Below are 22,913 nucleotides of genomic sequence, written 5' to 3' on the forward strand. Positions count from 1 at the left end.
GGGATCACGTATTTCCCCAGGAGTGACGACATGGATTTCAATGGACTGCTCAAGTTCATGGTGCAGAACAAGGCTTCCGACCTGTTTATCACTACAGGTTTCCCGCCGACCATCAAGGTGCACGGCAAGCTGCTGCCGGTCAACAAGGCCCCTCTGACCCCGGAGCAGACACGCGAGCTGGTCTTCGGTGTCATGAACCAACGCCAGGTCGAGGAGTTCGAGGCCACCCACGAGTGTAACTTTGCCATCAGCGCATCGGGCGTGGGTCGCTTCAGGGTCAGCGCCTTCGTGCAGCGCAACAACGTCGGCATGGTGTTGCGCCGGATCGAGACCAAGATCCCAACCATCGAGGAACTCTGCCTGCCTTCGATCATCAAGGATCTGGCGATGACCAAGCGGGGCATGATCATCTTCGTCGGTGGCACCGGGACGGGTAAATCGACATCGCTGGCCTCGATGATCGGTTTTCGCAACCAGAACAGCACCGGACACATCATCAGTATCGAAGACCCGATCGAGTATGTTCACCAACATGCCGGTTGCATCATTACTCAACGCGAGGTGGGGATCGATACCGAAGGGTTCGAGGTGGCGCTGAAGAACACACTGCGCCAGGCTCCCGACGTCATACTGATCGGTGAGATCCGCAGCCGCGAAACCATGGAATACGCCATCGCTTTTTCGGAGACAGGTCATCTCTGTCTCGCCACCCTGCATGCCAACAACGCCAATCAGGCGCTGGATCGTGTCATCAACTTCTTCCCCGACGACAAACGCAACCAGATCCTGCTCGATCTCTCGTTGAACCTCAAGGCGGTGGTGGCGCAGCAGTTGGTGCCGCGCAAGGATGGCAGTGGCCGGCGCGTGGCTATCGAAATCCTGCTGGGAACGCCGCTGGTGAGTGATCTCATTCACAAGGGAGAGGTGCACAAGCTCAAGGAGGTGATGAAGCGCTCCAACGAACAGGGGATGGTGACTTTTGACCAGGCGCTGTTCCGGCTTTACATGGAGGACGAGATCTCCGTCGAGGAGGCGCTACGGCATGCCGACTCGCCCAACGAGGTGCGGTTGATGATCAAGCTCGGCAAGGAAGGGGGAATCGATCAGCTGCAATCGGCCGCTGATGGGTTGACCTTGGTGGATTCCGAACTCGACTGAGCGGCCTGTCTCACGCGCCGGTGTTGAATACGGCGCGTGCATCGAACACCGGCCCGTCCACGCAGACACGTTTCATCGCCGGGCCGTCTGGTGTTTCCACCTGTACCGCACACCCCGCGCAACCGCCGACGCCGCAGGCCATGAACTCCTCCAACGAGACCTGGCACGGCAGGCCGAATTCCGCCGCGAATTCTGCCACCGCCTCGAGCATCGGGTGCGGGCCGCAGGCGTAGACCGCGACCTTGACCCGCTCTTCGGCAGCGAGGCTGACAAGCCAGGCGCGCGCCAAATCGGTAATGTAACCATCGAAACAACCCGCATAGGATTGCCGACTGGCGAGCCGCGATGGGATGCCCCAATCGTCGAGCAACGGCATGCAGCCTATTACTCCTTCGGGAATACCGGGTACCAGGATCTGCGAAGGTCGGGCGGCAAAGGGGAAAGGGACCTCCGAACCCATCAGCACCAGCGGTTGCAAAGCCTTGAGTTGCGGGCGCATCGATTCGGCCAGAAATACCATCGGCGGGATACCGACGCCGCCACCCAGCAGCAGCGGCCGGGGGCACTCCGGGAGCAGGGTAAAGGCTTTTCCGATGGGGCCCAGGAGGTCGATGGTCTCACCGACCTTGCGTTTGGCCAACAGTGCAGTCCCGCGCCCTACCACCTTGTAGAGAAAATCCACCCATCCCTCGGTGGGCGAGACGCGCATGATCGACAGCGGACGGCGCATCGGCAGGTGCGGAGCGCATTGCAGGTGGGCGAAACTCCCGGGCCGGGCGTTGGCAGCGGTTTTTGGCGCATGGACGCGCAATACCTGCTGATCGCCGTCGAAGGCTTGATGTGCGAGGATTTCGGCCTGTTCGACGAAGATGGTGCCGCGGTGCGAATGATCCATGAAGGCTCCGAAGAAACTACGAGGAGTTGCGCTGATAGACGATCCGGCCGTTGAGCAGGGTGTGGGTGACCTGCCCGCGGAACTCCCAGCCGATGAAGGGGGTGTTGTGGCCGCGTCCGCGCAACCGCTCGGGTGTCAGTGTCCAGAAGACCTCGGGATCGATCAGGCAGATGTCCGCCGTGTTACCGGGGGTCAGCGTCCCGGCCGCGCGCCTGAGCACGCCGGCAGGACCCGCGGTGAGTCGCGCAATTGCCGCCATCAGGTCGATTACGCCTTCGTCCACCAGCCTCAAGGTAAGGGGTAACAGGGTCTCCAGACCGGCTATCCCCGCTTCGGTTTCGCCGAGTGGCGCCAGCTTGGCATCGGGCTCGTGAGGCTGATGATCTGAGCAGATGACGCTGACAACGCCTTCCGCCACCGCCTCGCGCAGTGCATCGCGATCGCGCTGGGTACGCAAGGGCGGGTAGACGTGGCAGTTGCTGTTGAATCCCATCACATCCATTTCGGTGAGAAACAGCTGGTGGGCCGCCACATCGGCGGTGACGGGAAGACCATCGTGCTGGGCCCGGGCGATCAGGCGTACCGATCGAGCGCTGGAGAGCCGACAAAAATGGGCGCGGATGCCGCTGCGTTCGATCAGTGCCAGATCGCGCGCCACGGCGACCGTTTCGGCCGCATCGGGTATCCCCGGTAGTCCCAGGCGGGTGCTGACGGCCCCCTCGTGCACCAGGCCATCGTCACGCAGTGCGGGATCTTCAGGACGCAGAAAAACGGTCATGTCGAAGGTGGCGGCATACTCCAGGGCGCGCATCATCGCCAAGGTGTTGGTCAGTGGCCGGTCGGCGTTACTGATGCCGACTGCGCCCGCCGCTTTCAAGGCGGCCATTTCGCTCAGCGCCTCGCCGTTGAGATCCTGGGTCAGCGCTCCGATCGGGAGAATGCGTGCCTTGCCGGCCAGTTCGTTGCGTTGGCGGATGAGTTCGATAACGGCGGGGGTATCGATGACCGGATCGGTATCCGGCGGGCAGACCAGGGTGGTGATGCCTGTGCTTGCCGCCGCGGCGGTCTCGCTGGCAATCGTGCCCTTGGGTTCCTCCCCCGGCTCGCGGGTGCGGGCACAGAGATCGATCAGCCCGGGACAGACCAGCTGGCCCGTGGCGTCGATTTCGCTATCGGGCCGAAAATCGGCGGGTTTCTCACCGATCGCTGCGATGCGCCCATCGACCACGTAGAGATCGGTCACCTGATCGAGTCGGCTTGCGGGGTCGATGATCCGGCCGTTGCTGATACGAATCCGGCTCATGCGTCGGCTCCCTCGGCGACGCGGCTGCCCATGGTCATGGAGATCACCGCCATGCGCACCGCGATGCCGTGGGTGACCTGCTGCAGGATTACCGAGCGCGGCCCATCGGCCACCTCGCTTTCTATCTCTATGCCGCGGTTGATGGGGCCGGGATGCATGACGATGGCGTCGGGTTTGGTGCGTTCCAGACGCCGCGCGCTGAGGCCGAAGAGCTGAAAATACTCGTGGGCGCTGGGCAGCAGGGTGCCGCGCATGCGTTCGCGTTGCAGCCGCAGCATCATGACGACATCGACGTTATCGAGTCCGGCATCGAGGTCGTGGTAGACCTTGACGCCCAGCGATTCCACCTCGGCCGGCAAAAGCGTCTTGGGTGCCACCACCCGCACTTCGCCGACACCCAGGGTGTTCAGCGCATGGATCTGGGAGCGCGCCACCCGCGAGTGGAGGATGTCGCCGACGATCACCACGCTGAGTTCCTGGAACGAACCCTTGTGACGGCGAATCGTGAGCATGTCGAGCATCGCCTGCGTCGGGTGGGCGTGACGCCCGTCGCCGGCGTTGATCACCGCCACGTGGGGAGCGGCGTGTTGCGCGATGAAGTGCGCGGCGCCGCTTTGATTGTGGCGCACGATGAACATGTCCGAATGCATCGCCTCGAGGTTGCGCACGGTATCGAGCAACGTCTCGCCTTTGGTGGCCGACGAGGTACTGACCGCGATATTGAGCACGTCGGCGGAGAGTCGCTTGGCGGCCAGCTCGAAAGTGGTGCGGGTGCGCGTGCTCGGCTCGTAAAAAAGATTGACTATCGTGCGCCCGCGCAGCAGCGGGACTTTTTTCACGCTTTGATCGACCACTGACATGAAGCTGTCGGCGGTATCGAGGATCTCGGTCAGCAGCGCGCGACTCAACCCCTCCGTGGTGAGGAAGTGACGCAGCCGCCCCTGGGCATCGACTTGTACCTCGTGGGGGCCAATCATGCGCGTCCCCCTCCCGCGACGCTGGTGGCGGGGAATGGAATTGGGTGGTCGAGCATCGGAGGTGCGGCAAGAGAATAGATTGATAAGAGGTTCACGCGGTTTTCTGCACAGTCAGCACCAGCGGTTCGGGGCCGGACAATTTTACGTGCTCTCCGGGTTGCAGTTCCATGTGTTGGCCGACGACATCGGGCTGAATGGGTAATTCGCGGCCCGGACGGTCAACCAGGCACACCAGCGACACCGCTGCCGGCCGACCGTAATCGAAGAGTTCGTTCATGGCCGCGCGAATCGTGCGTCCGGTATGCAGCACGTCATCGACGAGGATGATGTGGCGCCCATCCACGGCCGCGGGCAGTTGCGAGGGCTTGACCTGTGGGTTGAGTCCGACGCGGGTGAAATCGTCGCGGTAGAAGGTGATGTCGAGCGATCCCAGGGGATCGCTCAACCCTAATTCCTGATGCAGGCGTTTGGCGATCCACACGCCGCCGGTGTGAATGCCGATCATCAGTGGCGCGGCTTTTGGTCGTGCGGCAATCCGCTCGCGCAGCTGTTCGATCATCTGCGCGATCAGAGGCTCGATTTCGCTGGAACCCATGGATCTACCTTGCATGTTCGTTCAGCCATGTCTGCAGGATGATCTGGGCGGCTTCGCAGTCGATCTGTCCGCGTTCGTGTTTCCGCCCCGTTTTCTGCCCACGCTGGCGTAGCGCGTGCCCGGCCTCCACCGAAGAGAGCCGTTCGTCGATTTCATAAACCGGCAGACCATACCGCCCTTGAAGCCGACGGGCAAATCGCCGGGCGGCAAGCGTCATCTCGTGCTCGGTGCCATCCATATTGAAGGGAACCCCCACGACCAGGGCATCAGCCTGCCATTCCTCGATCAGGGCGCTGATTGCGTTCCAGTCGAGACCGCGGTCGGGAATCTGCAGCGTCTCCAGCGGATTGGCGGTGCCGGTCAGCTCCTGGCCCACTGCAATCCCAATGCGCCTCAAACCGTAGTCGAATCCAAGTAGGGTCCGGGGCCGCGCCGTCACGCGTGCCCGACCTCGTCCGACAGGGTGTTGAGATCGACACCGAGCAGAGCGGCCGCGCTCTCCCATCGGGCTTGGTAGGGGAGGTCGAAGAGGATCTCCAGGTCGGCGGGACCGCTCAGCCAGGCGTTGTCGGCCATCTCCTGTTCCAATTGGCCCGGTGCCCAACCGGCGTAACCGAGGGCGACCAGGATCTGCGCCGGGCCTTTGCCGGTGGCAATGGCGGCGAGGATGTCGCGCGAGGTAGTGACGCCTATCTCTTCGGTGACGCGCAGTGTCGCATCCCAGTCGCTGGCAGGTTGGTGGAGCACGAAACCGCGTTCACGCTGGACCGGCCCGCCGAGCACCACCGGCAGCGCGGCGATCTGCTGCCCGCGCGGCTGGATGTCCATGTGGCTGAGCACGTCGCCCAGGTGCAGATCGAGCGGCTTGTTGATCACGATGCCCATCGCCCCCTCGTCGTTGTGCTCGCAGATATAGGTCACCGTGCGCGCGAAATTGGGGTCTTGGAGGGACGGCATCGCGATGAGAAAGTGGTTGGTCAGGTACGAGGGCATGGCCATGGACATAGTATCTGCCCATCCCCAGGAGGGTACAAGGGAGGTGGGCTGGCGCGCCGTGGTTCAGCGGCTCGAAAGTCGGTAGTCGTTATCGAATTTCCAGGTACGAATGATGCGCACGATGTCGGTTTCGGCGCGGATTTTCGGAGGAAAGGGGGCAAAAGGGGCGGCGAGATGGACGATGCGAATTGCCGCATCATCGAGGGCCTTGTGCCCGGAACTGCTGGCGATGCGGATATTGTGCACCGAACCGTCGGGCTTTATCGCCACATCAAGCATCAGTGCGCCGGAGAGCTTGCGACGAATGGCCTCACTGGGGTAGTTGAGGTTGCCGATACGCTCGATTTTCAGCCGCCATGCCTCTTCGTAGGCCGCGTATTTGTACTCGCGTGTGCTGGCGGAGATGAACTTCTGCCGCGGACGTTCGGCGTTGTTCTGCCATTCGCGGTTGATCTCGCTGCTGAGGCTGGCCATCTGCAACGAGCGTGTCATCAGTGTGGCGGCGTCGGGTAACGGCGGCGCTTCCTCGACGGCAGGCGCGGTGGGCGCCTTGCGAACGCTGGGCCTTGGTGTGGCCATCACTTGTTGGCGCACCGGCTGTTGCGGGGCGGCCGGCGGAGCCGGTTGCGAGTAGGCGTCGCTGCCCCGGTTAGGCAGCTCCGCAGGGGTGGAGGCGGGGCTGGTAGGGCGCGCGGCCTTGTCCAGATCGCCACCGCCCTTCTGATTGGCTTGCGCGAGCAGCTTGGCATCGTCGGGCGCGGTGTCGGAGCGGCTGTGGACCAGCGTTATCTCCATGCGCTGGACGGGATCGCGCGGGATCAACTGATCAAGACCGAAACCCACACCAAGGATGATCACGGCGTGCAGCGCGGCTGCAACAAACAGCGTCAACTCGAGCCGATTGCGGGCGCTGATCTGAGGTACGGCTACTACGGCGCTCATGCAGTGATTTCAGATCCGTCAGATCGTGAACTCTCGACATTTCAGAGAGTTCCCTATGAATTGTCAACTATGAGGTGAGCAAGGAGGCGTTTTTGACCGCGTCCAATCGTCGCTCGATGGCGTCCATCAACTGGCTGCCAATATCCAGTCCGTACAGGGCGTCGAGTTCCCGGATGCAGGTGGGGCTGGTGACGTTGATCTCGGTGAGATAGCGGCCAATCACATCGAGGCCGACGAATATCAGGCCGCGCCGGCGCAGTTCCGGTGCCACCCGCTCGCAGATGGCGTAATCGCCGGGCGTGAGGGGTATCCCTTCACCGCGACCGCCAACCGCCAGGTTACCACGGGTCTCGCCCGGAGCCGGAATGCGCGCCAGGGCATAGGGGACCGGCTCGCCATCGATCAGCAGGATGCGCTTGTCGCCGGCGCTGATCTCGGGGATGAAGCGCTGCGCCATGGCATAGCGCTCGCCGTTGTCGGTAAGGGTCTCGATGATCACGTTGATGTTCGGGTCAGCCGCGGTAATCCTGAAGATGCCCGCGCCGCCCATCGAGCCCAGTGGTTTGAGAATCACATCGCTCTGCTCGGTCAGAAACGCACGCAGCTGGTCCGCGTTACGTGACACCAGTGTCGGCGGACAACAGTCGCTGAACCAGGCTGTAAAGAGTTTTTCGTTGGCATCGCGCAGCGCCTGGGGGCGGTTTACCACCAGCGTGCCCGCTTCCTCGGCGCGTTCCAGCAGATAAGTGGTGTAGACGTACTCCATGTCGAAGGGCGGATCCTTGCGCATCAGGATCACATCGAGTTCGGACAGCGGGTACTCCACCGTTTGCGCGAGTTCAAACCAGCGCTGCGGATCGTTGTGAACGCGCAGCGCGCGCCCGCGTCCGTAGGCCGTCCCGTCACGCAGATAGAGGTCGCGCTGCTCCAGATAGCTGAGATCCCACCCGCGGGCCTGGGCAGCCAGCAGCATGGCGAGTGTGCTGTCTTTCTTGAAATTGATGGTCCCGATGGGGTCCATCACGACGCCAAGCCGAATGGTCATGCGTGCCTCGTATGCTGATTGAAAGAGCTCAATGCCTTTTATCCTTTGCTCTCAGGTCAGGTCGGCCAGTTCGCGGGCGGCGGCTACCAGTGCGAGACGCGCGATCACGCCATAGGCATAGAAGCGGTTGGGCTCTGCGTCAGGCGGGCGATCGGGGTCGGGCGTGATGCAGCTGTCGGCGAAGGCCAGTGGTTCGAACTGCATACCGGGTGCGTTGAGGCTCTCGCGCGGCCCGCGTTTGGTGTGGACGCGGTAGAATCCGCCGACAACGAAATGATCGATCATGTAGACCACCGGTTCGGCGGCATTTTGCTGCGGCCCCCAGGTCTCCAGGGTTGGCACGCCTTCCTGGATGATGACACGCGTAACCTTCTGCCCCTCCTTGCTGACCGACATCTTGGTGCGTTGCTTGCGGTTGAGCTGCCGCATCTCCTCGGCGCTGTGCACCACCATCACATTCATTCCGTAAGTGCCGGCATCCCCTTTCATGACAACGAAGGGCGCCTGATCAATTCCGTACTCGGCGTACTTGAGCGTGATGGCTTCGAGCAGGATGTTGGAGTTGCGAGCCAGGCAATCCTCGCCTTCGCGTTTCATGAAATCGATTTCGCCGCAGTTTCGAAACAGCGGATCGATCAGCCAGGGATCGATATCCACTAGGCTTGAAAACTCGCGGGCGACATCCTGGTAGTGGGTGAAGTGCGCCGATTTACGGCGCTTGTTCCAGCCCAGTTCCATGGGCGGAACGATCGGCTGCTCAAGATTCTCGAGTTGTGCGGGACGGCCAGCGCTAAGATCGTTGTTGAGCACGACCACGCAGGGATTGTACTGAGCGAGGTGCAGGCGATTGCCGTGCCGGACTACGGGTTCCAGCCGGATTTGCCCGCCTGACGGGAGATCAATGCTCAATGGACCCTCAAGTTCGGGAAGCAGTGAGCCGATACGTACCTCGAACCCTGCCTTGAGCATTATGTCGCGCAGTGCGGCCAGGCTTTCCAGATAGAACAGGTTGCGGGTGTGGTTTTCGGGAATTATGAGTACGCGGCATGCCGCTGGGCAGTACTTTTCCATGGCCGACTGGACGGCATGGATGCAAAGCGGGGTGAAGCTGCTGCTGAGGTTGTTGAAACCGGCCGGAAAGAGGTTGGTATCGACCGGCGCCAGCTTGAAACCCGAGTTGCGCAGATCCACCGACGCGTAGAACGGAGCGCGGGTCTCGCGCCACTGAGTACGTAACCAGGCCTCGATCTGGGCCTGGTGCAGGAGCAGATGCGACTCGATCTGTTGGAGTGGCCCGGACAAGGCCGTGGTGAGATGAGGTACAGCGCTGAGTTGCTCGGGGGTCATGGCTGGCGGTGATTATCCCAAAAAAAGCTGCTTAAACTGGAACTTATCGTGTTTGGCGCTGATGGTGAGAAGTTCTCTTGACAGATTTGGCGGTCGGTCACATCGTTGCGCGACTGTCGCAGAGTATAAAGCCTGGTGGATGATATGCGTTGGTGTTTATGTCCCGGACACCAATCGAAATTTGCAAACTGGAAATATGGATTTGTGAGACGGGATAAATAGTTACGGCGAATAATTTACGTATTGTGTAATGAAACGCCTTGGGGTACATTCGGCAGAAATCGGCATATTCAGGGTGGATGAAACTGGTGAGTAGTGAGGCAGGGGACAAGAATCTATCCGGTCTCAAGGTAATGGTCATCGATGACAGCAAAACCATCCGTCGAACCGCCGAGACACTGTTGAAGAAGGAGGGTTGCGAGGTCGTGACCGCCGGAGACGGTTTTGAGGCGCTATCGAAGATTGCCGATCAGCGTCCGGATATCATCTTTGTCGATATCATGATGCCGCGGCTTGATGGCTATCAGACGTGTACATTGATAAAAAATAACAAGGCGTTCAAGCAGACGCCCGTCATCATGCTCTCGAGCAAGGATGGCCTGTTCGACAGAGCCCGGGGTCGAATCGTTGGCTCAGATCAGTATCTGACGAAGCCCTTTACCAAAGATGAGCTGCTGGGCGCGATTCGACGGTGTGTGGTTGCGGTTGGCAACAGGGCAATTTAATGGATCCAGCAACGGCTGGCGCTGGTCGGTCGTGGACGATAACACTATTTACTAGGGGATTTCCCAATGGCGCGAGTACTGATCATCGATGACTCTCCCACCGAGGTGCACGTCTTGGGCGGCATGCTGAAAAAACATGGTTATGAAGTTATCACCGCGGAAACCGGCGAAGAGGGTATCGAAGTAGCCAAGAAACAGAAACCTGATCTGATCCTGATGGATATTGTGATGCCGGGATTGAACGGTTTTCAGGCAACGCGCGCGATCAGCAAGGATGCGGCCACCAAGGATATTCCGATCATCATCGTCAGTACCAAAGGACAGGAGACCGACAAGATATGGGGTATGCGTCAGGGTGCCAGCGACTATGTGACCAAGCCGGCCTCTGAGGATGAACTGATCTCCAAGATCAAGGCTCTGCTGGCCGGCTGACGGCGAGAGTACTATGCCCAGTTCTCATCCCGAACCCTTCGCGCTACTGCAGAGCATCGAGCGGCGGTGTCTGGAACATGCCGTCGGCCTGCCGATGCTGGTCGAGGTCGAGGATGTTTGGAGCGGTGTGGGTTTTCGGCTGGGGCGTCATCGTTTGGTGGCACCATTGGCCGAAGTGGTGGAGATTCTCGAGATTCCACCCGTGACCAAGGTTCCGATGACCAAGTCCTGGGTCAAAGGTATCGCCAATGTGCGCGGGAATCTCCTGCCGATATTGGATTTGAACGGTTTTCTATACGGGGCACCGACATCGATTGCACCCCAGTGTCGTGTGCTGGCAACCAACTATAAAGGGGTCTTCACCGGCGTATTGGTGGAAGAGGTCTTAGGCCTGCGGCACTTCCGGGAAGAAGAACGAACCTCGGTACTCCCTTCAATCGACGAAGCAATGCGACCTTTTATGAAGCGAGCATTCTGGCGTGATGGAGAGTATTGGGGCGTTTTTAGTCTGCATCGGTTGGTGGAAACTCCGACCTTTATGCAGGTCGCCATTTGATGAGGTGCGTTAAACCGTAACCTGAACAATTGCCCAGGACGGAGGCTCGCTCACAGCGGGTAGGACGCCAGCTCGAGTCGAGCCGGGGATGTGTCCCAACCATCGTGAACGGAAAGCCGGCCAGGAGAGAGAGTTATGAAGGAAACCAGCCAGACCGACAGTGGATATTCGCTCCGCCTCATGTTCCTGTTTGCGGCGTTGATCGCCTGTATAGGATGGATGGCTGTCAACTTCAGCCAGATCAACCAACGGGAATCGCAGCAGCGCCAGGTGCTGAATCACGTAAGTGCGCTGCGGGTCCATTCGCAGTCCCTGGGAAAGGCCGCGTTGCGCGCGGTGTCCGGGAATGTCCAGGCTTTCTCCGAAGTTGAGTACGTGCGCGGACAATACGAGGCCAACGTCGGTCGGCTTGAAGGGCGTGATGTTCCCACCGACGGGGATATACAGAAACTCACCATGCCCAGTGAGGCTGCTACCCAGGCAGTCAAAAAGATCTCCGATATCTGGGCCAAGATGCGCGGAGACGTCGATCGTATACTGGCGCGGCGTGAAACGCTGGTCGCGACCTATGGTCTCGCCAGCACCCTGAACGCTCAGCTCGAGCAGGTACAGTCACTGAGCGAGGAGGTTGCAGAGCGTCTGGTCGCAAGCAATGCGCCCGCGTCCCAGATCAATCTGACGAGCCAGCAACTCGTACTCCTCGAGCGGCTGCGTCGCAACTCAACGGAGATTCTCAAGGGTGGTCCCGATGCGGCTCGGGCGCCGAATCAGTTCGTCGCGGACGCGGTGCGCTTCGGCCAGATCCTGCAGGGATTGATCAGTGGCGATCGTGAACTGAAAATCGAGCGTGTTGCCGATGCCCAGGTGCGCGGCAAACTGAGTGAAGTGGCCAGCGCCTACGGGGTCCTCAATGGCCAGGTGGCACAGTTTGGAAAAGCATTCCAGGCGCTTTTCGAGGCGCGCGAATCGACAGCCAACTTGCTTACCGATGGCGACAAGATGCTGGTCGAGGCGGCAGGGCTGCAGGCTGCTGTGGAAACGCAGGGCATGTCCGCCGCTTTCAGTGCCCAGTCGGTGTTCCTGCCTGGATCGATCGCCGTTCTCTTCCTGCTTTTGATTGGCTACACGGTTGTCACGCGCAGCCAGGCGCTGCAGAACGAGGCGCATTCGCAACGTTCAGAATCGGAGGAGGTCAACAAGCGCACCCAGGCGGCTATCCTTACTCTGCTTGATGAAATGAGCACACTCGCCGACGGTGACCTTACCACCAAGGCCACGGTTACCGAGGAGATCACCGGCGCCATCGCCGACTCGGTGAACTACGCTATCGACGAGTTGCGCAAACTGGTCGCCACCATCAACATCACCTCCGACCGCGTAGCCCGTGCGGCACGACAGACACGAGCCACGGCGATCAATCTTGCCGAAGCATCCGATCATCAGGCGCAACAGATCACCTCCGCCACCCGATCCATCAACCAGATGGCAAGCTCTATCGAGCAGGTGTCGAAGAATGCGCAGGAGTCCGCCGAGGTGGCGAAGCGTTCACTCGATATCGCCCATAAGGGTTCCGACACGGTGCAGCGCACGATCATGGGTATGGACAACATCCGCGAGCAGATCCAGGAGACGTCCAAGCGCATCAAACGACTGGGTGAATCTTCGCAGGAGATCGGTGCCATCGTCGGTCTTATCAACGACATCGCCGACCAGACCAACATTCTCGCTTTGAATGCCGCCATACAGGCTGCCATGGCGGGTGACGCAGGCCGCGGCTTTGCGGTGGTAGCGGACGAGGTGCAGCGCCTTGCGGAACGCTCGACCGATGCGACCAAACAGATCGAGGCGTTGATCAAGACTATCCAGACCGATACCAATGAAGCGGTACACTCCATGGAGCAGAGCACCGCGGGCGTGGTGGCCGGTGCCAAACTCGCCGAGGATGCGGGTATTGCGCTGACCGAGATCGAAACGGTGTCGGGCCGACTGTTCGATCTGGTTACGAGTATTTCCGATACCTCGCTGAACCAGACGCATGCGGCCACCGAAGTTTCCAACACCATGAACGTCATCCAGGACATCACCAAGCAGGTATCGGCCGGTACCAGCGAGACCGCCGAATCGATCGGAAATCTCGCCGAGCTGGCGAATGAACTGCATGACTCGGTGGCGGGCTTCAAACTGCCGATGGAAGATGAGGAAGGGTACGAAACCCTGGTCGGTGAATCGATTCCCGAACTCGGCGCCGAGGCGGTCATCGAGCCGGACGATGACACCATATCGCTCGGTGGTTCCGAAGAGGACGAGTTGGATCTTATGGCCGAGCTGAGCCAGCTTCACGAAGCGGTAGACACCGGAGGCACGAGTCAACAGGAGGGGAATGCTCCCGTCGAAGAGGACCACGATGATGAGCTGAGTGCCGCCGTCCTGGAGGAGCTGGCCGCCGAGTTGGATGCCACGGGCGAAACCGGCCTGGATGTCGATCTCGGGAGATCTGCAGACGCGGGTCGCAAGTAGTCGCGTGGCAAGGAAGAGGGTGGCAGGACCCGGCCTCTCTTCAGGATTCCGGTACGGCCGAAGGTGATCGGATTGTTACTCTATTGCCGCAATGAAGGCGTGAGCATTCCGCTCCGGGCGCATTCCGAGCCGGCGGTCCGAGGGTCAGCAACCAGTCTGCGTCAGTGGCGCAGCAGAAGGTGCCGGTTATGAGCGTTGGCGCGAGTATAGATTTCATTCGCCTCAACTGGGTGAAAGACGAGATCGAATCGTCGCTCCGGGATGCCGGTGTGGCGCTCGAGGCCTATGTCGAGAACCCGGACGACAACGCCGTTCAGTTGAAGAATTGCAACGTCCGCCTGCACGAGGTTTCGGGTGCGTTGCGCATGCTGGAACTCTCCGGACCGGGTATTCTGGCGCTGGAGATGGAGAACATGGCGGCTTCGCTGAGCCGGGGCACCATCACACGCCGAGATGAAGCTATCGATGCGCTGAGCCGTGCCATCCTTCAGCTACCGGATCAACTGGAGCGGCTTCAATCCGGTCAGCTCGATGTGCCGTTGGCACTGTTGCCCGTGATCAACGAGTTGCGTGCTCTGCGGGGTGAAAAACTCCTTGAGGAGTTCACGCTCTTCAAACCCGACCTCACCGTCTTCATGCCGGTGCAACGTGACGAGGAGGCGGGTGACAACCAGGAAGATGCGCAGATTCTGGCGCGTCGCCTGCGCCCCATCTATCAGAAGTCACTCGTTGCCTGGTTCCGCAACCCCCGCTCTCTGGAACAACTGCAGCGTCTGGGCGCTGTGCTGTTGCGGCTCAGCGGCGCGGCGCAACGCTACGCTGCCATTCAGCTCTGGTGGGTAGGCGGCGGGTTGGTCCAGGCGATTGGCGAAGGTGCGATCGCCGATGCCAACCGCGCCAAGCAGTTGCTGGGACAGCTTGATCAGCAGCTCAAGCGATTGGTCGAATCGGGCGAGGCGGCGATTGCCGACCATCCGCCTGAGCGATTGATACGCGAGATGCTCTATTTACTGTCGCGGTGCTCCTCCGAAGGCGAGCAGGTTCGCGAGATTCGCGAAACCTTCCAACTCGATGCCTTGTTACCCAGGGGGGAGGAGTCCAATCGCCCGGTCGGTCCCAATCTCGAACTGCTGCGCACCGTTTCGGGCGCGCTGAAAGAAGATCTCGCCAAGGCGAAAGACGTTCTCGATATCTACGTTGCCAGTCAAAGCAGTGATCCCGCGGAGCTTGCCCCGCTCATCGAGGGGCTGGGTAAAGTTGCCGACATACTGGCGATGGTGAATCTCGAAAGCTCGCAAGCGGCGATTGAACAGCAGGTGGAAAAGATTCGCGACATGGTGTCGGGCGCGCTTGTTTGCGACGACGACCAGATCATGGATCTCGCGGGCGTACTGCTTTCGGTCGATAACGCCCTGGATGAGTTGGCACTGGGTCATGTCCCCACCGGCGGCGAGCATGCCGATGCTCGCGCATCGGCCAACGCCCAGTTCGAAGAGGCTCTGGGCGGTGTTGTGCGCGAAGCGATCAACGACATGAGCGCGGTCAAGGAGGCGATCCTTGCCTTCCTGGCCGACCCGAACGAAAAACGGGTTCTGGAGGTGACGCCACGCTATGTCGAGCGTGTCTCGGGGTGCCTGGAGATGCTTTCGCATGAGCGCGCCGCCAAAGTCGCCGAGCGCATCGGTGACTACCTCATCGAGGGGTTGCTCAACACGACGGAAGTCCCCGCGCGTGAAGCGCTCGACGGACTGGCAGATGCCATTACCGGACTGGAGTATTTCGTCGAGTCGACACGCGAACAGCGCCCCAATGCCGATCAGATGCTGGAGATGGCGGCGGAACGGCTGCGCCAGTTGGGCTTTCCGCTCGAACAGATGTCGGCATTCGAAGAATACGGGTCGGCTCTCGACATCGATCTCGAAGCGCAGCTTGCCGAAACGCAGGTGGGTAATGAAGCCGACATCGATGAGGGATTGGCCGAAGCGCCTCCCGAACCGGTGATCGAGGGCGCGGACGAAGTGATCGATATCGGTTTTGCGCCGACCATGGAACTCTCCAGTGAGGTCGTCGAGCAGGCGATCGCCGGCGCCGAGTCGCCAGTCGATGAAGTGTCATTGGATGAAACGCCTGCCGAACCCACGTTCGCGCCGCAGGAATCGACTGTCGAATCTGCGCTGCTCGCCGAAGAGGGAGCTGGCGCGCAGCCACCCATAGAAGAGACGGCAGCGGAGCCCGTCGCAGTGTCCGTCGACGAAGCCGCTGAGCTGCTGGCGCCGGTACTGAGCGCCGACGCCGATCCGGAAACAGTCGAGATCTTCTTTGAAGAGGCCGAGGAGATCCGCGATGTAGTCCGCGAAACTTTTGGACGGTGGCGTGAAAATCAGGGCGACGAGGAGGCACTTGCCGAATTGCGGCGTAGTTTTCACACCCTGAAAGGAAGTGGCCGTCTGGTGGGTGCGATGCGCATGGGCGAGTTTGCCTGGTCCATCGAGAATCTGCTCAACCGATTGATCGATCACCTGCTCACGCCGAGCAATGCACTTTTCGACTTGATGGAGCAGGTCGTCGAGATTATTCCGTCCATGGTCGAGCAGTTGCAGGGGGGTGAAGGCCCGGCGGCTGCGGAGGTCTACGAACTGATGCGTGGGGCGGAATTTCTTTCCCTGCCCAAGGAGCGCCAGGAAGCCGAGCTCGCCGCTATTACAGCGTCTCAGCCTGCCGTCGAAGCAGCGGTTGAGGAGCCGGTCGAGACAGTACCCGCCGCGGAGGCCGCAGCCGAGGAGGTGCCCGCCGAAGAAGCCCCGGAGGCGCCGGTGGATGAAGCTGGCGACTTCGAGACCGTCAGCCTCGAACCCGAGCCCATGGATCCGGTGCTCTACGAGATTTTCAGTCAGGAGACCGAGGGTCATATTGCCGCTATCAACGAGTTCGTCGATTCGTGCAATGCCCAGGGCGGTCACTGCAGCGTCAATGACCTGTTGCTGCGGGCGCTGCACACGCTGCATGGCAGTGCGCGCATGGCCGGTGTGACAACGATCGCCGATCTCAGCGGCGCGTTGGAGCGCTACGCCAAGATGCTGCACAAAAATCTAGGCAGCTTTGTGCCGGAGACGCTCGACGTGCTGCCACTGTCCGTCGCCGCCATCCGCGAGACCTTCGCCCACCTCAATGATCCCGCCCGGCCATTGCCCGATGTATCGTCGTTGGTCGATCGCATCCAGGTCATGGGGAGCAAGGAACACACCACGCAGATCATGCGTATCGAGGGTTTGGATGCTTTTGCCGCGTCCGCAGAGGAGGCGGAACTCGAGGCAGAGAAAACCGATGCTGCTGGTGTATTCCTGGAAGAAGCGGCCGATCTTATTGATGCGGCGGAGGAGAGCGTACAGCGGTGGAGTGAGGCGCCGGCCGATAGTCAATATTCCGCTCAGTTGCGGCGCACTCTTCATACGCTCAAGGGAGGTGCGCGTACAGCGGGTAATGACGCCATCGCCAATCTCGCCCACGCCATCGAATCGTTGCTCAAGCCGTTGGGCGACGAGGTGGTGAACGATACTGCAACCATCGAACTCACTCAACGAAGCGTGGATCGCATCGCCGAGATGCTGAGTCAGGTGGCGCAGGTTGCCACGGTGACCCCGCCTGATGACCTGATCGCGGAAATGGAAGCGCTGCTCGAATTGCGTTCGCCCTCTGTCGGTGAGCCGCCGGCTGAAGTAACGGTCACGGAAAGCAGTGAACCGGAGCAGGAGACGGTGGAAGAGGTCACTGCTGAAGCGGACACCGACTTTGAAGTGGATCTCTCACCCACCATGGCCTTCGATCGAGAGGAGCTTGAAGCTTCATGGCATGAAGCCGAATCGATGGAATCAACCATGCCCGGTTCCGACGACGAGGCACTGGGCGAGCTGGTCGATATCTTTCTCGAGGAGGCCGAGGAGATCCTCGACACCACCGAGAACACGCTGGAACACTGGAACAACAATCCCGGCAATTCCTCGCTGGTTCGCGAATTGGAGCGCCAGCTCCACACCCTCAAGGGCGGGGCACGTATGGCCGAACTCGGCCCGGTGGCCGATCTCAGTCACGTGATGGAGACGCTGCTGAAAGCGGTGGTTGATGGCCGGGTGGAGGTGTCGCGCGACATCTTCGATGGACTGCATCAAGCGGTGGACGCCCTGGTGGGAATGGTCGAGCAGGTACGCCATGGCGAGCGTCCGCAACGCACCGACCCACTCATCGAATTGCTGGAATCGATCGCGACCGGACGCGACAGCTTCGCCACCGAATCGACCATCATGGAGATTCCTGCCGGGATGGCCAAACAGCTGGAAGAGGCCGCGGCCCTGCTCGGCGAAGATGAAGAGCCGGATTTGGAGTCTGCCGACGCTGCCGGCGAACCTCAGTCGCTGGGAGAAACCGGGCCGAGCGAGCGCGAGGATGAAGCGGAAGTGGCGAGCCTGTCTACCGCGGCGGTCTCCGATGAAGATATCCAGGGCGAAGAACAGGAAGTCTCTACGACGGATGCGTTCTCTGCGGAATCCGTAGAGGTCCCCACCAGTGAAGAGCTGCGCGCTGAGATCGAGTCCGATGAGATCGTATCGTCGGATCTTGAATCGATCACTGGTGAGGCGATCGACGACAGCGATGATCATGAAGATCGCACCGCCGCCGAAGCCGGAGAGGAGTCCGGCGACGAGTCGCAGGAAGAGACCGCCCCTGACAGTGATGAACGGCGCCAGGCACCACGCGTCCAGCACGAGACCATTCGTGTGCGCGCCGATTTGATCGATGATCTGGTCAATTATGCGGGCGAGGTGGGTATCTACCGCTCGCGCCTCGAACAGCAGGCAACGACCTTCCGCTCCAACCTTACCGAGTTGGAGCAGACGGTTTCGCGCCTCAATCAGCAGTTGCGTAATCTGGAGATCGAGACCGAGGCGCAAATCATCTATCGCTACGAGAAGGAGGGCGAGTCGAGCAAGGAAGATTTCGATCCGCTCGAACTCGACCGCTTCTCCACCATGCAGCAGCTGTCGCGCGCGCTGGCCGAGTCGGTCAACGACCTCAACAATCTGCGCGAGATGCTCGGCAATCTGAACCGCGAATCGGAAACGCTGTTGTTGCAGCAGTCGCGCGTCGCCAACACCCTTCAGGAGGGGTTGATGCGTTCGCGCATGGTGCAGTTCGGCGGTCTGATGCCGCGCATGCGGCGCATCGTCCGCCAGACCTGCCAGGAGCTGGGCAAGTGGGCCAAGTTGCGGGTCGAGGGTGCCGGCGTCGAGATGGACACCACCGTTATCGATCGCATGTTGCCGGCATTGGAGCATGTGTTGCGCAATGCCATCGCGCACGGTATCGAGCCGCCGGAAGTGCGGCGCAGTCAGGGTAAGGACGAGACCGGCGTCATTGCGCTCGAACTTTCGCGTGACGGACCCGATGTGGTCCTGCGCGTCTCGGATGATGGCGCCGGCATCAATATCGAGGCGATTCGCCGCAAGGCGATCGAACGCGGCATTTTGCGTGCCGATGTGCAGTTGAAAAACGAAGACATCGTGCAGCTGATTCTCGAGTCCGGTCTCAGTACCGCCGATCGCGTGACCCAACTGGCGGGCCGCGGCGTGGGTATGGACGTGGTGGTGAGTGAGGTCAAGCAGCTGGGCGGCAGCATGCAGATCGATACCCAGCCCGGCACGGGCACGACCTTTATCCTGCGACTGCCCTTCACACTGGCGATCAACCGCGCGCTGCTGGTGCAGACGGGAGAGGATCTGTTCGCAATTCCGTTGGCTAACATCATCGGTATCGCGCGCATGAACAGCGAAGAGGTGGAGCGGTTCCAGACCAATGAGAACGAGTACTACGAGTACGCCGGTGGGCGGTATACCTACCGTCACCTGGGAGCGCTGTTAGGCGGCAAACCTCAACCTCTCGCGGCGAACGAGACGCGGATTCCGATACTCATGGTGCGTTCCGGCGAGAACTACACCGCGCTGCACGTCGATGTGGTCCTGGGTAGCCGTGACGTTGTGGTGAAATCGCTGGGCAGGCAGATGAGTAGTGTGCGCGGTCTCTACGGCGCCACCATCCTGGCCGATGGCCGCGTGGTGCTGATCCTGGATATGGCCGCACTCGTGCACCGCGGGGTGGTCAAGCAGGCCGCCGAGGGGCAGGCGACGGAGGCGGTCCAGGAGTCCGGCGGACCGCCGACTGTACTGGTGGTGGATGACTCGATCACCATTCGCAAGGTCACCTCGCGCCTGCTGGAGCGCCACGACATGAAGGCGATGACGGCCCGCGATGGCGTCGATGCACTGGCTGTCATGCAGGAGGCGCTGCCCGACGTGGTATTGCTCGATATCGAGATGCCGCGCATGGACGGCTACGACCTCGCCGCGCACATGCGTGCCGATGATCGGTTGAAAACCGTACCGATCGTCATGATCACGTCGCGCACCGGAGAAAAGCACCGCCAGCGCGCCATGGATCTCGGTGTGGATCGTTACCTCGGCAAACCCTATCAGGAAGCCGAACTGGTCGAGACCATCAACGAGATGTTGGAGAAGACCAAATCCAACACGATGCACTGAGGTAGATGCCGATGGCGCGCGATGTGACTTCTGCGATACGCAGTCTTCTGATCCCTCTGGAAGGCCAGTACATGCTGGTGCCCAACTCGGCGGTGGCGGAAATCCTCACCTACCGTGAAACCCGCGCGGTACCGGGTGCGCCGGCGTGGTTTATCGGCATGCTGTCGTGGCGCAATCAGACCATTCCGGTTATCTCCTTTGAGGCGGTCGCGGGAGGCGCTACGCCTGAGGTCAGCCCGCGCACCCGAATCGCGGTGTTCAATACGGTGGGCGCGAATCCCGCGTATCTGCGTTTTTACGCCGTACTCACGCAGGGTTTCCCCTCCTTGATCAACATCGACAAGGCCAGCATCGCGCCGCTGGGCAGCGATGACCAGGTCGCCGAGGGCGTCGCCAGCAAAGTGCTGGTGGCGGGCCGTCCGGCTGCGATTCCCGATCTGGACCACATCGAAAGCTGTCTGGTGGATCGCCAGCAGGTGCTACCCGCCGAACTCTGAACGCAGCTTCGGGCGGTTTCGTCAGAACGCTCGCGGTCGGATCAGCTCATATCGCCCCAGCGGCTCTGCAGTGCAGCGAGCGCGGCAAGGGCTGCGGTTTCAGTGCGCAGGATGCGGGGACCGAGACGTATCCCCAGGTACCCGGCACGGCGTAAAAGGTCCATTTCGTTTTCGCTCAATCCCCCCTCCGGCCCGACCAGAAGTGAAACCGGTGTCGCGGGTGTCGCCAGCTGCAAAATACCGCCGGCAGCCCGCGGGTCGAGCGCCAGGTGCAGCCCGCTGGGCAGGCGTTGCAGCCATTCTGGCAACGAACAGGGCGTGTGCAGCGGAGGGATGCGGTTGCGTCCCGATTGTTCGCACGCCGCAATCACTACACCGCGCCAGTGCGCCATCCGCTTGTCGAGACGCTCCCCCTTGAGTTGCACCTGGCAGTATTCGGTAAACAGCGGCTGGATTGCGGAAACACCCAGTTCCACCGCCTTGCGCAGGGTGTAGTCCATGCGCTCACCGCGTGAAATGCCCTGCGCCAGGGTAGTGTGCAGCGGCGACTCACGACCGTCGGCAACGAAACTTTTAAGCGTCACCGTGACGCGCCCGCGATCGACGGTGCCGATCACTGCTCCATACTCGCCGCCGCTGCCATCGAAAAGCACCAAAGGCATATCAGCGGTCATGCGTAACACCCGCGCAACATGACGCGCCGCTTCGGCATGGAGATCGATCGTAAGTCCCGGCGCCAGCGCTTCGGGGTGGTAGATGCGGGGGATGCGCATGCGACTTGCTCTAGTTGGGTTAGTCTCGGGTGGCCAGGTCGATGCCCTCGGTGGCGATCTCGGCGAGCAGGCCGATCTCCTCCGCGGTGATCACGTAGGGCGGCATGAAGTAGACCACGTTGCCCAAGGGGCGCAACAGCGCGCCACGTTCCAGGGCATGGCGATAGACGGTCAAACCGCGCCGCTCCTGCCAGGGGTAGGGGGTGCGGGTCGCCTTGTCTTGCACCATCTCGATGGCGAGGATCATGCCGTGCTGGCGCACCTCGGCCACGTGGGGGTGATCGGTCAGGTGCGCACAGGCTTCACCCATGGCGTGGGCCAATTGTCGGTTGCGCTCCAGCACCGGCTCCTCCGCGAAGATATCCAAGGTCGCCAGCGCGGCGCGACAGCCGAGTGGATTGCCGGTGTAGCTGTGGGAGTGGAGAAACGCGCGCAGCGTGGCGTAGTCGTCGTAAAAGGCCTGGTAGGTCTCGTCGGTGGTGAGGGTCACCGACAGCGGCAGGTAACCACCGGTTAGTCCTTTCGATAGGCACATAAAGTCGGGCGTGATGCCGGCCTGCTCGCAGGCGAAGAGCGTTCCGGTGCGGCCGAACCCGACGGCGATCTCATCGGCGATCAGATGTACGCCATGGCGATCGCAGTCCTCGCGCAGCAGCGAAAGGTAGACCGGGTGGTACATGCGCATGGCGCCGGCGCACTGCACCAGCGGTTCGACGATCACCGCGCACACTTCGTCGGCGTGGCGTTGCAGCGCCGATTCCATCGCGACGAACAGCGCGCGGCTATGCTCCTCCCAACTCACGCCCGCGCCGCGCTCATAGCAGTCCGGGCTGGGGACGGTGATGGGCTGCAGCAGCAGCGGCTCGTAAATCTCCTTGTAGAGCCCGACATCGCCCACCGCCAGCGCGCCCAGGGTTTCGCCGTGGTAGCTGTTGGATAGATTGATATAGCGGGTTTTTCCCGACTTGCCGGAATTGCGCCAGTAGTGATAGCTCATCTTCAGCGCCACCTCGACGGCCGACGAGCCGTTGTCGGCATAGAAGCAGCGCGTCAATCCAGGCGGCGTCAGCGCCACCAGGCGTTCGGAGAGCTCGATGACCGGTTGGTGGGTGAATCCGGCGAGGATGACATGCTCGAGATTTTCCAACTGGTCGCGCAGGGCGGCGTTGATCCTGGGATTTGCGTGACCGAAGAGATTGACCCACCAGGAACTCACGGCGTCCAGGTAACGTTTGCCCGCGAAATCCTCCAGCCAGACCCCCGCGCCGCGCCGGATGGGAATCGGCGGCAACGATTCGTAATCCTTCATCTGGGTGCAGGGGTGCCAGACATGGGCGAGATCGCGCTCGATCCAGCTTTGGTTGGCGTCGGTGGTGGGCATGGGCGTGTGTGCGGTGAGTACGATGGAGGACAACTATATCAGCTCACAGCTGGCGGTGAGTGCGTGCGAGAGGGCTTGACGGCGACGCGGCATGGTCAAAAATGGCCACCGGTTTCCCTGCCGAGGCGGCGTGCCCGAGAATCTTCACGTTCAATCCCTGCCGGGCGCCTGGCGTGCCCCTGGG

18 protein-coding genes are annotated in these 22,913 nt (G+C 61.2%); 7 read left to right on the forward strand and 11 right to left on the reverse strand.

The features are described 5' to 3' along the window. Nucleotides 1–30 precede the first annotated feature (30 nt). Nucleotides 31–1,158: a PilT/PilU family type 4a pilus ATPase gene (locus tag DWQ09_04020; GenBank protein ID KAA3629425.1), complete on the forward strand. Its 1,128-nt coding sequence runs from the start codon at nucleotides 31–33 to the stop codon at nucleotides 1,156–1,158. 10 nt (nucleotides 1,159–1,168) lie between these two features. On the opposite strand, the gene DWQ09_04025 is transcribed toward DWQ09_04020, so the two are convergent. From DWQ09_04025 to gshA, 9 genes are all read right to left on the reverse strand, one after another. Further along, nucleotides 1,169–2,053 (reverse strand): dihydroorotate dehydrogenase electron transfer subunit, encoded by an 885-nt coding sequence (locus tag DWQ09_04025; GenBank protein ID KAA3629426.1) that lies wholly within the window; start codon nucleotides 2,051–2,053, stop codon nucleotides 1,169–1,171. 16 nt (nucleotides 2,054–2,069) lie between these two features. Further along, nucleotides 2,070–3,356: a dihydroorotase gene (locus DWQ09_04030; protein KAA3629427.1), complete on the reverse strand. Its 1,287-nt coding sequence runs from the start codon at nucleotides 3,354–3,356 to the stop codon at nucleotides 2,070–2,072. After that, a complete protein-coding gene (locus tag DWQ09_04035) occupies nucleotides 3,353–4,333 on the reverse strand; it encodes an aspartate carbamoyltransferase catalytic subunit (protein KAA3629428.1) in 981 nt (326 codons plus the stop codon). Before DWQ09_04035 ends, DWQ09_04030 begins: the two co-directional genes overlap by 4 nt. Nucleotides 4,334–4,424: 91 nt before the next feature. After that, nucleotides 4,425–4,943: a bifunctional pyr operon transcriptional regulator/uracil phosphoribosyltransferase PyrR gene (locus tag DWQ09_04040; protein ID KAA3629429.1), complete on the reverse strand. Its 519-nt coding sequence runs from the start codon at nucleotides 4,941–4,943 to the stop codon at nucleotides 4,425–4,427. Then, nucleotides 4,933–5,433: a Holliday junction resolvase RuvX gene (locus tag DWQ09_04045; protein KAA3629430.1), complete on the reverse strand. Its 501-nt coding sequence runs from the start codon at nucleotides 5,431–5,433 to the stop codon at nucleotides 4,933–4,935. The genes DWQ09_04040 and DWQ09_04045 overlap by 11 nt, the downstream gene beginning before the upstream one ends. Continuing rightward, entirely contained in the window at nucleotides 5,364–5,927 is a 564-nt protein-coding gene (locus DWQ09_04050) for a YqgE/AlgH family protein (GenBank protein ID KAA3629842.1), read from the reverse strand. Before DWQ09_04050 ends, DWQ09_04045 begins: the two co-directional genes overlap by 70 nt. Before the next feature lie 60 nt (nucleotides 5,928–5,987). Further along, nucleotides 5,988–6,866 (reverse strand): energy transducer TonB, encoded by an 879-nt coding sequence (locus DWQ09_04055; GenBank protein ID KAA3629431.1) that lies wholly within the window; start codon nucleotides 6,864–6,866, stop codon nucleotides 5,988–5,990. Nucleotides 6,867–6,933: 67 nt separating this feature from the next. After that, nucleotides 6,934–7,911, reverse strand: coding sequence for a glutathione synthase (locus tag DWQ09_04060; protein KAA3629432.1), 978 nt, complete (start codon nucleotides 7,909–7,911; stop codon nucleotides 6,934–6,936). A 51-nt stretch (nucleotides 7,912–7,962) separates the two neighbouring features. Further along, on the reverse strand, nucleotides 7,963–9,258 hold the full coding sequence (gene gshA / locus DWQ09_04065) for a glutamate--cysteine ligase (protein KAA3629433.1): 1,296 nt from the start codon (nucleotides 9,256–9,258) through the stop codon (nucleotides 7,963–7,965). A 299-nt stretch (nucleotides 9,259–9,557) separates the two neighbouring features. Between gshA and DWQ09_04070 the strand changes: the two genes are divergently transcribed. The 6 genes from DWQ09_04070 (at nucleotide 9,558) to DWQ09_04095 (ending at nucleotide 20,575) form a co-directional block, all read left to right on the forward strand. Continuing rightward, the gene (locus DWQ09_04070) at nucleotides 9,558–9,983 is read left to right on the forward strand and encodes a response regulator (GenBank protein KAA3629434.1); all 426 of its coding nucleotides are present in this window, start codon (nucleotides 9,558–9,560) and stop codon (nucleotides 9,981–9,983) included. 66 nt (nucleotides 9,984–10,049) lie between these two features. After that, on the forward strand, nucleotides 10,050–10,415 hold the full coding sequence (locus tag DWQ09_04075; GenBank protein KAA3629435.1) for a response regulator: 366 nt from the start codon (nucleotides 10,050–10,052) through the stop codon (nucleotides 10,413–10,415). A 13-nt stretch (nucleotides 10,416–10,428) separates the two neighbouring features. Further along, a complete protein-coding gene (locus DWQ09_04080) occupies nucleotides 10,429–10,971 on the forward strand; it encodes a chemotaxis protein CheW (GenBank protein KAA3629436.1) in 543 nt (180 codons plus the stop codon). A gap of 135 nt (nucleotides 10,972–11,106) precedes the next feature. Next, nucleotides 11,107–13,488 carry a chemotaxis protein gene (locus DWQ09_04085; GenBank protein KAA3629437.1) on the forward strand — a complete coding sequence of 794 codons (2,382 nt, stop codon included), beginning with the start codon at nucleotides 11,107–11,109 and terminating at the stop codon, nucleotides 13,486–13,488. 188 nt (nucleotides 13,489–13,676) lie between these two features. Then, a complete protein-coding gene (locus DWQ09_04090) occupies nucleotides 13,677–20,078 on the forward strand; it encodes a response regulator (protein KAA3629438.1) in 6,402 nt (2,133 codons plus the stop codon). 5 nt (nucleotides 20,079–20,083) lie between these two features. Then, on the forward strand, nucleotides 20,084–20,575 hold the full coding sequence (locus DWQ09_04095) for a chemotaxis protein CheW (GenBank protein KAA3629439.1): 492 nt from the start codon (nucleotides 20,084–20,086) through the stop codon (nucleotides 20,573–20,575). Between the two features lie 41 nt (nucleotides 20,576–20,616). Here DWQ09_04095 and DWQ09_04100 read toward each other — a convergent pair whose 3' ends face one another. Both DWQ09_04100 and DWQ09_04105 read right to left on the reverse strand, forming a co-directional pair. Beyond that, the gene (locus tag DWQ09_04100) at nucleotides 20,617–21,348 is read right to left on the reverse strand and encodes a 16S rRNA (uracil(1498)-N(3))-methyltransferase (protein ID KAA3629440.1); all 732 of its coding nucleotides are present in this window, start codon (nucleotides 21,346–21,348) and stop codon (nucleotides 20,617–20,619) included. A gap of 19 nt (nucleotides 21,349–21,367) precedes the next feature. Continuing rightward, nucleotides 21,368–22,729, reverse strand: coding sequence for an adenosylmethionine--8-amino-7-oxononanoate transaminase (locus tag DWQ09_04105; GenBank protein ID KAA3629843.1), 1,362 nt, complete (start codon nucleotides 22,727–22,729; stop codon nucleotides 21,368–21,370). Between the last annotated feature and the right edge of the window lie 184 nt (nucleotides 22,730–22,913).

The sequence above is a fragment of the Pseudomonadota bacterium genome (genome assembly GCA_008501635.1).
Lineage (GTDB): Bacteria > Pseudomonadota > Gammaproteobacteria > QQUJ01 > QQUJ01 > QQUJ01.

Coding starts and splice junctions, on each gene's coding strand:
- DWQ09_04020 (KAA3629425.1), top strand. CDS start 31: ATGGATTTCAATGGACTGCTCAAGTTCATGGTGCAGAACAAGGCTTCC.
- DWQ09_04025 (KAA3629426.1), bottom strand. CDS start 2,053: ATGGATCATTCGCACCGCGGCACCATCTTCGTCGAACAGGCCGAAATC.
- DWQ09_04030 (KAA3629427.1), bottom strand. CDS start 3,356: ATGAGCCGGATTCGTATCAGCAACGGCCGGATCATCGACCCCGCAAGC.
- DWQ09_04035 (KAA3629428.1), bottom strand. CDS start 4,333: ATGATTGGCCCCCACGAGGTACAAGTCGATGCCCAGGGGCGGCTGCGT.
- DWQ09_04040 (KAA3629429.1), bottom strand. CDS start 4,943: ATGCAAGGTAGATCCATGGGTTCCAGCGAAATCGAGCCTCTGATCGCG.
- DWQ09_04045 (KAA3629430.1), bottom strand. CDS start 5,433: ATGGGAGAGCGCGGCCGCTCTGCTCGGTGTCGATCTCAACACCCTGTC.
- DWQ09_04050 (KAA3629842.1), bottom strand. CDS start 5,927: ATGGCCATGCCCTCGTACCTGACCAACCACTTTCTCATCGCGATGCCG.
- DWQ09_04055 (KAA3629431.1), bottom strand. CDS start 6,866: ATGAGCGCCGTAGTAGCCGTACCTCAGATCAGCGCCCGCAATCGGCTC.
- DWQ09_04060 (KAA3629432.1), bottom strand. CDS start 7,911: ATGACCATTCGGCTTGGCGTCGTGATGGACCCCATCGGGACCATCAAT.
- gshA (KAA3629433.1), bottom strand. CDS start 9,258: ATGACCCCCGAGCAACTCAGCGCTGTACCTCATCTCACCACGGCCTTG.
- DWQ09_04070 (KAA3629434.1), top strand. CDS start 9,558: ATGAAACTGGTGAGTAGTGAGGCAGGGGACAAGAATCTATCCGGTCTC.
- DWQ09_04075 (KAA3629435.1), top strand. CDS start 10,050: ATGGCGCGAGTACTGATCATCGATGACTCTCCCACCGAGGTGCACGTC.
- DWQ09_04080 (KAA3629436.1), top strand. CDS start 10,429: ATGCCCAGTTCTCATCCCGAACCCTTCGCGCTACTGCAGAGCATCGAG.
- DWQ09_04085 (KAA3629437.1), top strand. CDS start 11,107: ATGAAGGAAACCAGCCAGACCGACAGTGGATATTCGCTCCGCCTCATG.
- DWQ09_04090 (KAA3629438.1), top strand. CDS start 13,677: ATGAGCGTTGGCGCGAGTATAGATTTCATTCGCCTCAACTGGGTGAAA.
- DWQ09_04095 (KAA3629439.1), top strand. CDS start 20,084: ATGCCGATGGCGCGCGATGTGACTTCTGCGATACGCAGTCTTCTGATC.
- DWQ09_04100 (KAA3629440.1), bottom strand. CDS start 21,348: ATGCGCATCCCCCGCATCTACCACCCCGAAGCGCTGGCGCCGGGACTT.
- DWQ09_04105 (KAA3629843.1), bottom strand. CDS start 22,729: ATGCCCACCACCGACGCCAACCAAAGCTGGATCGAGCGCGATCTCGCC.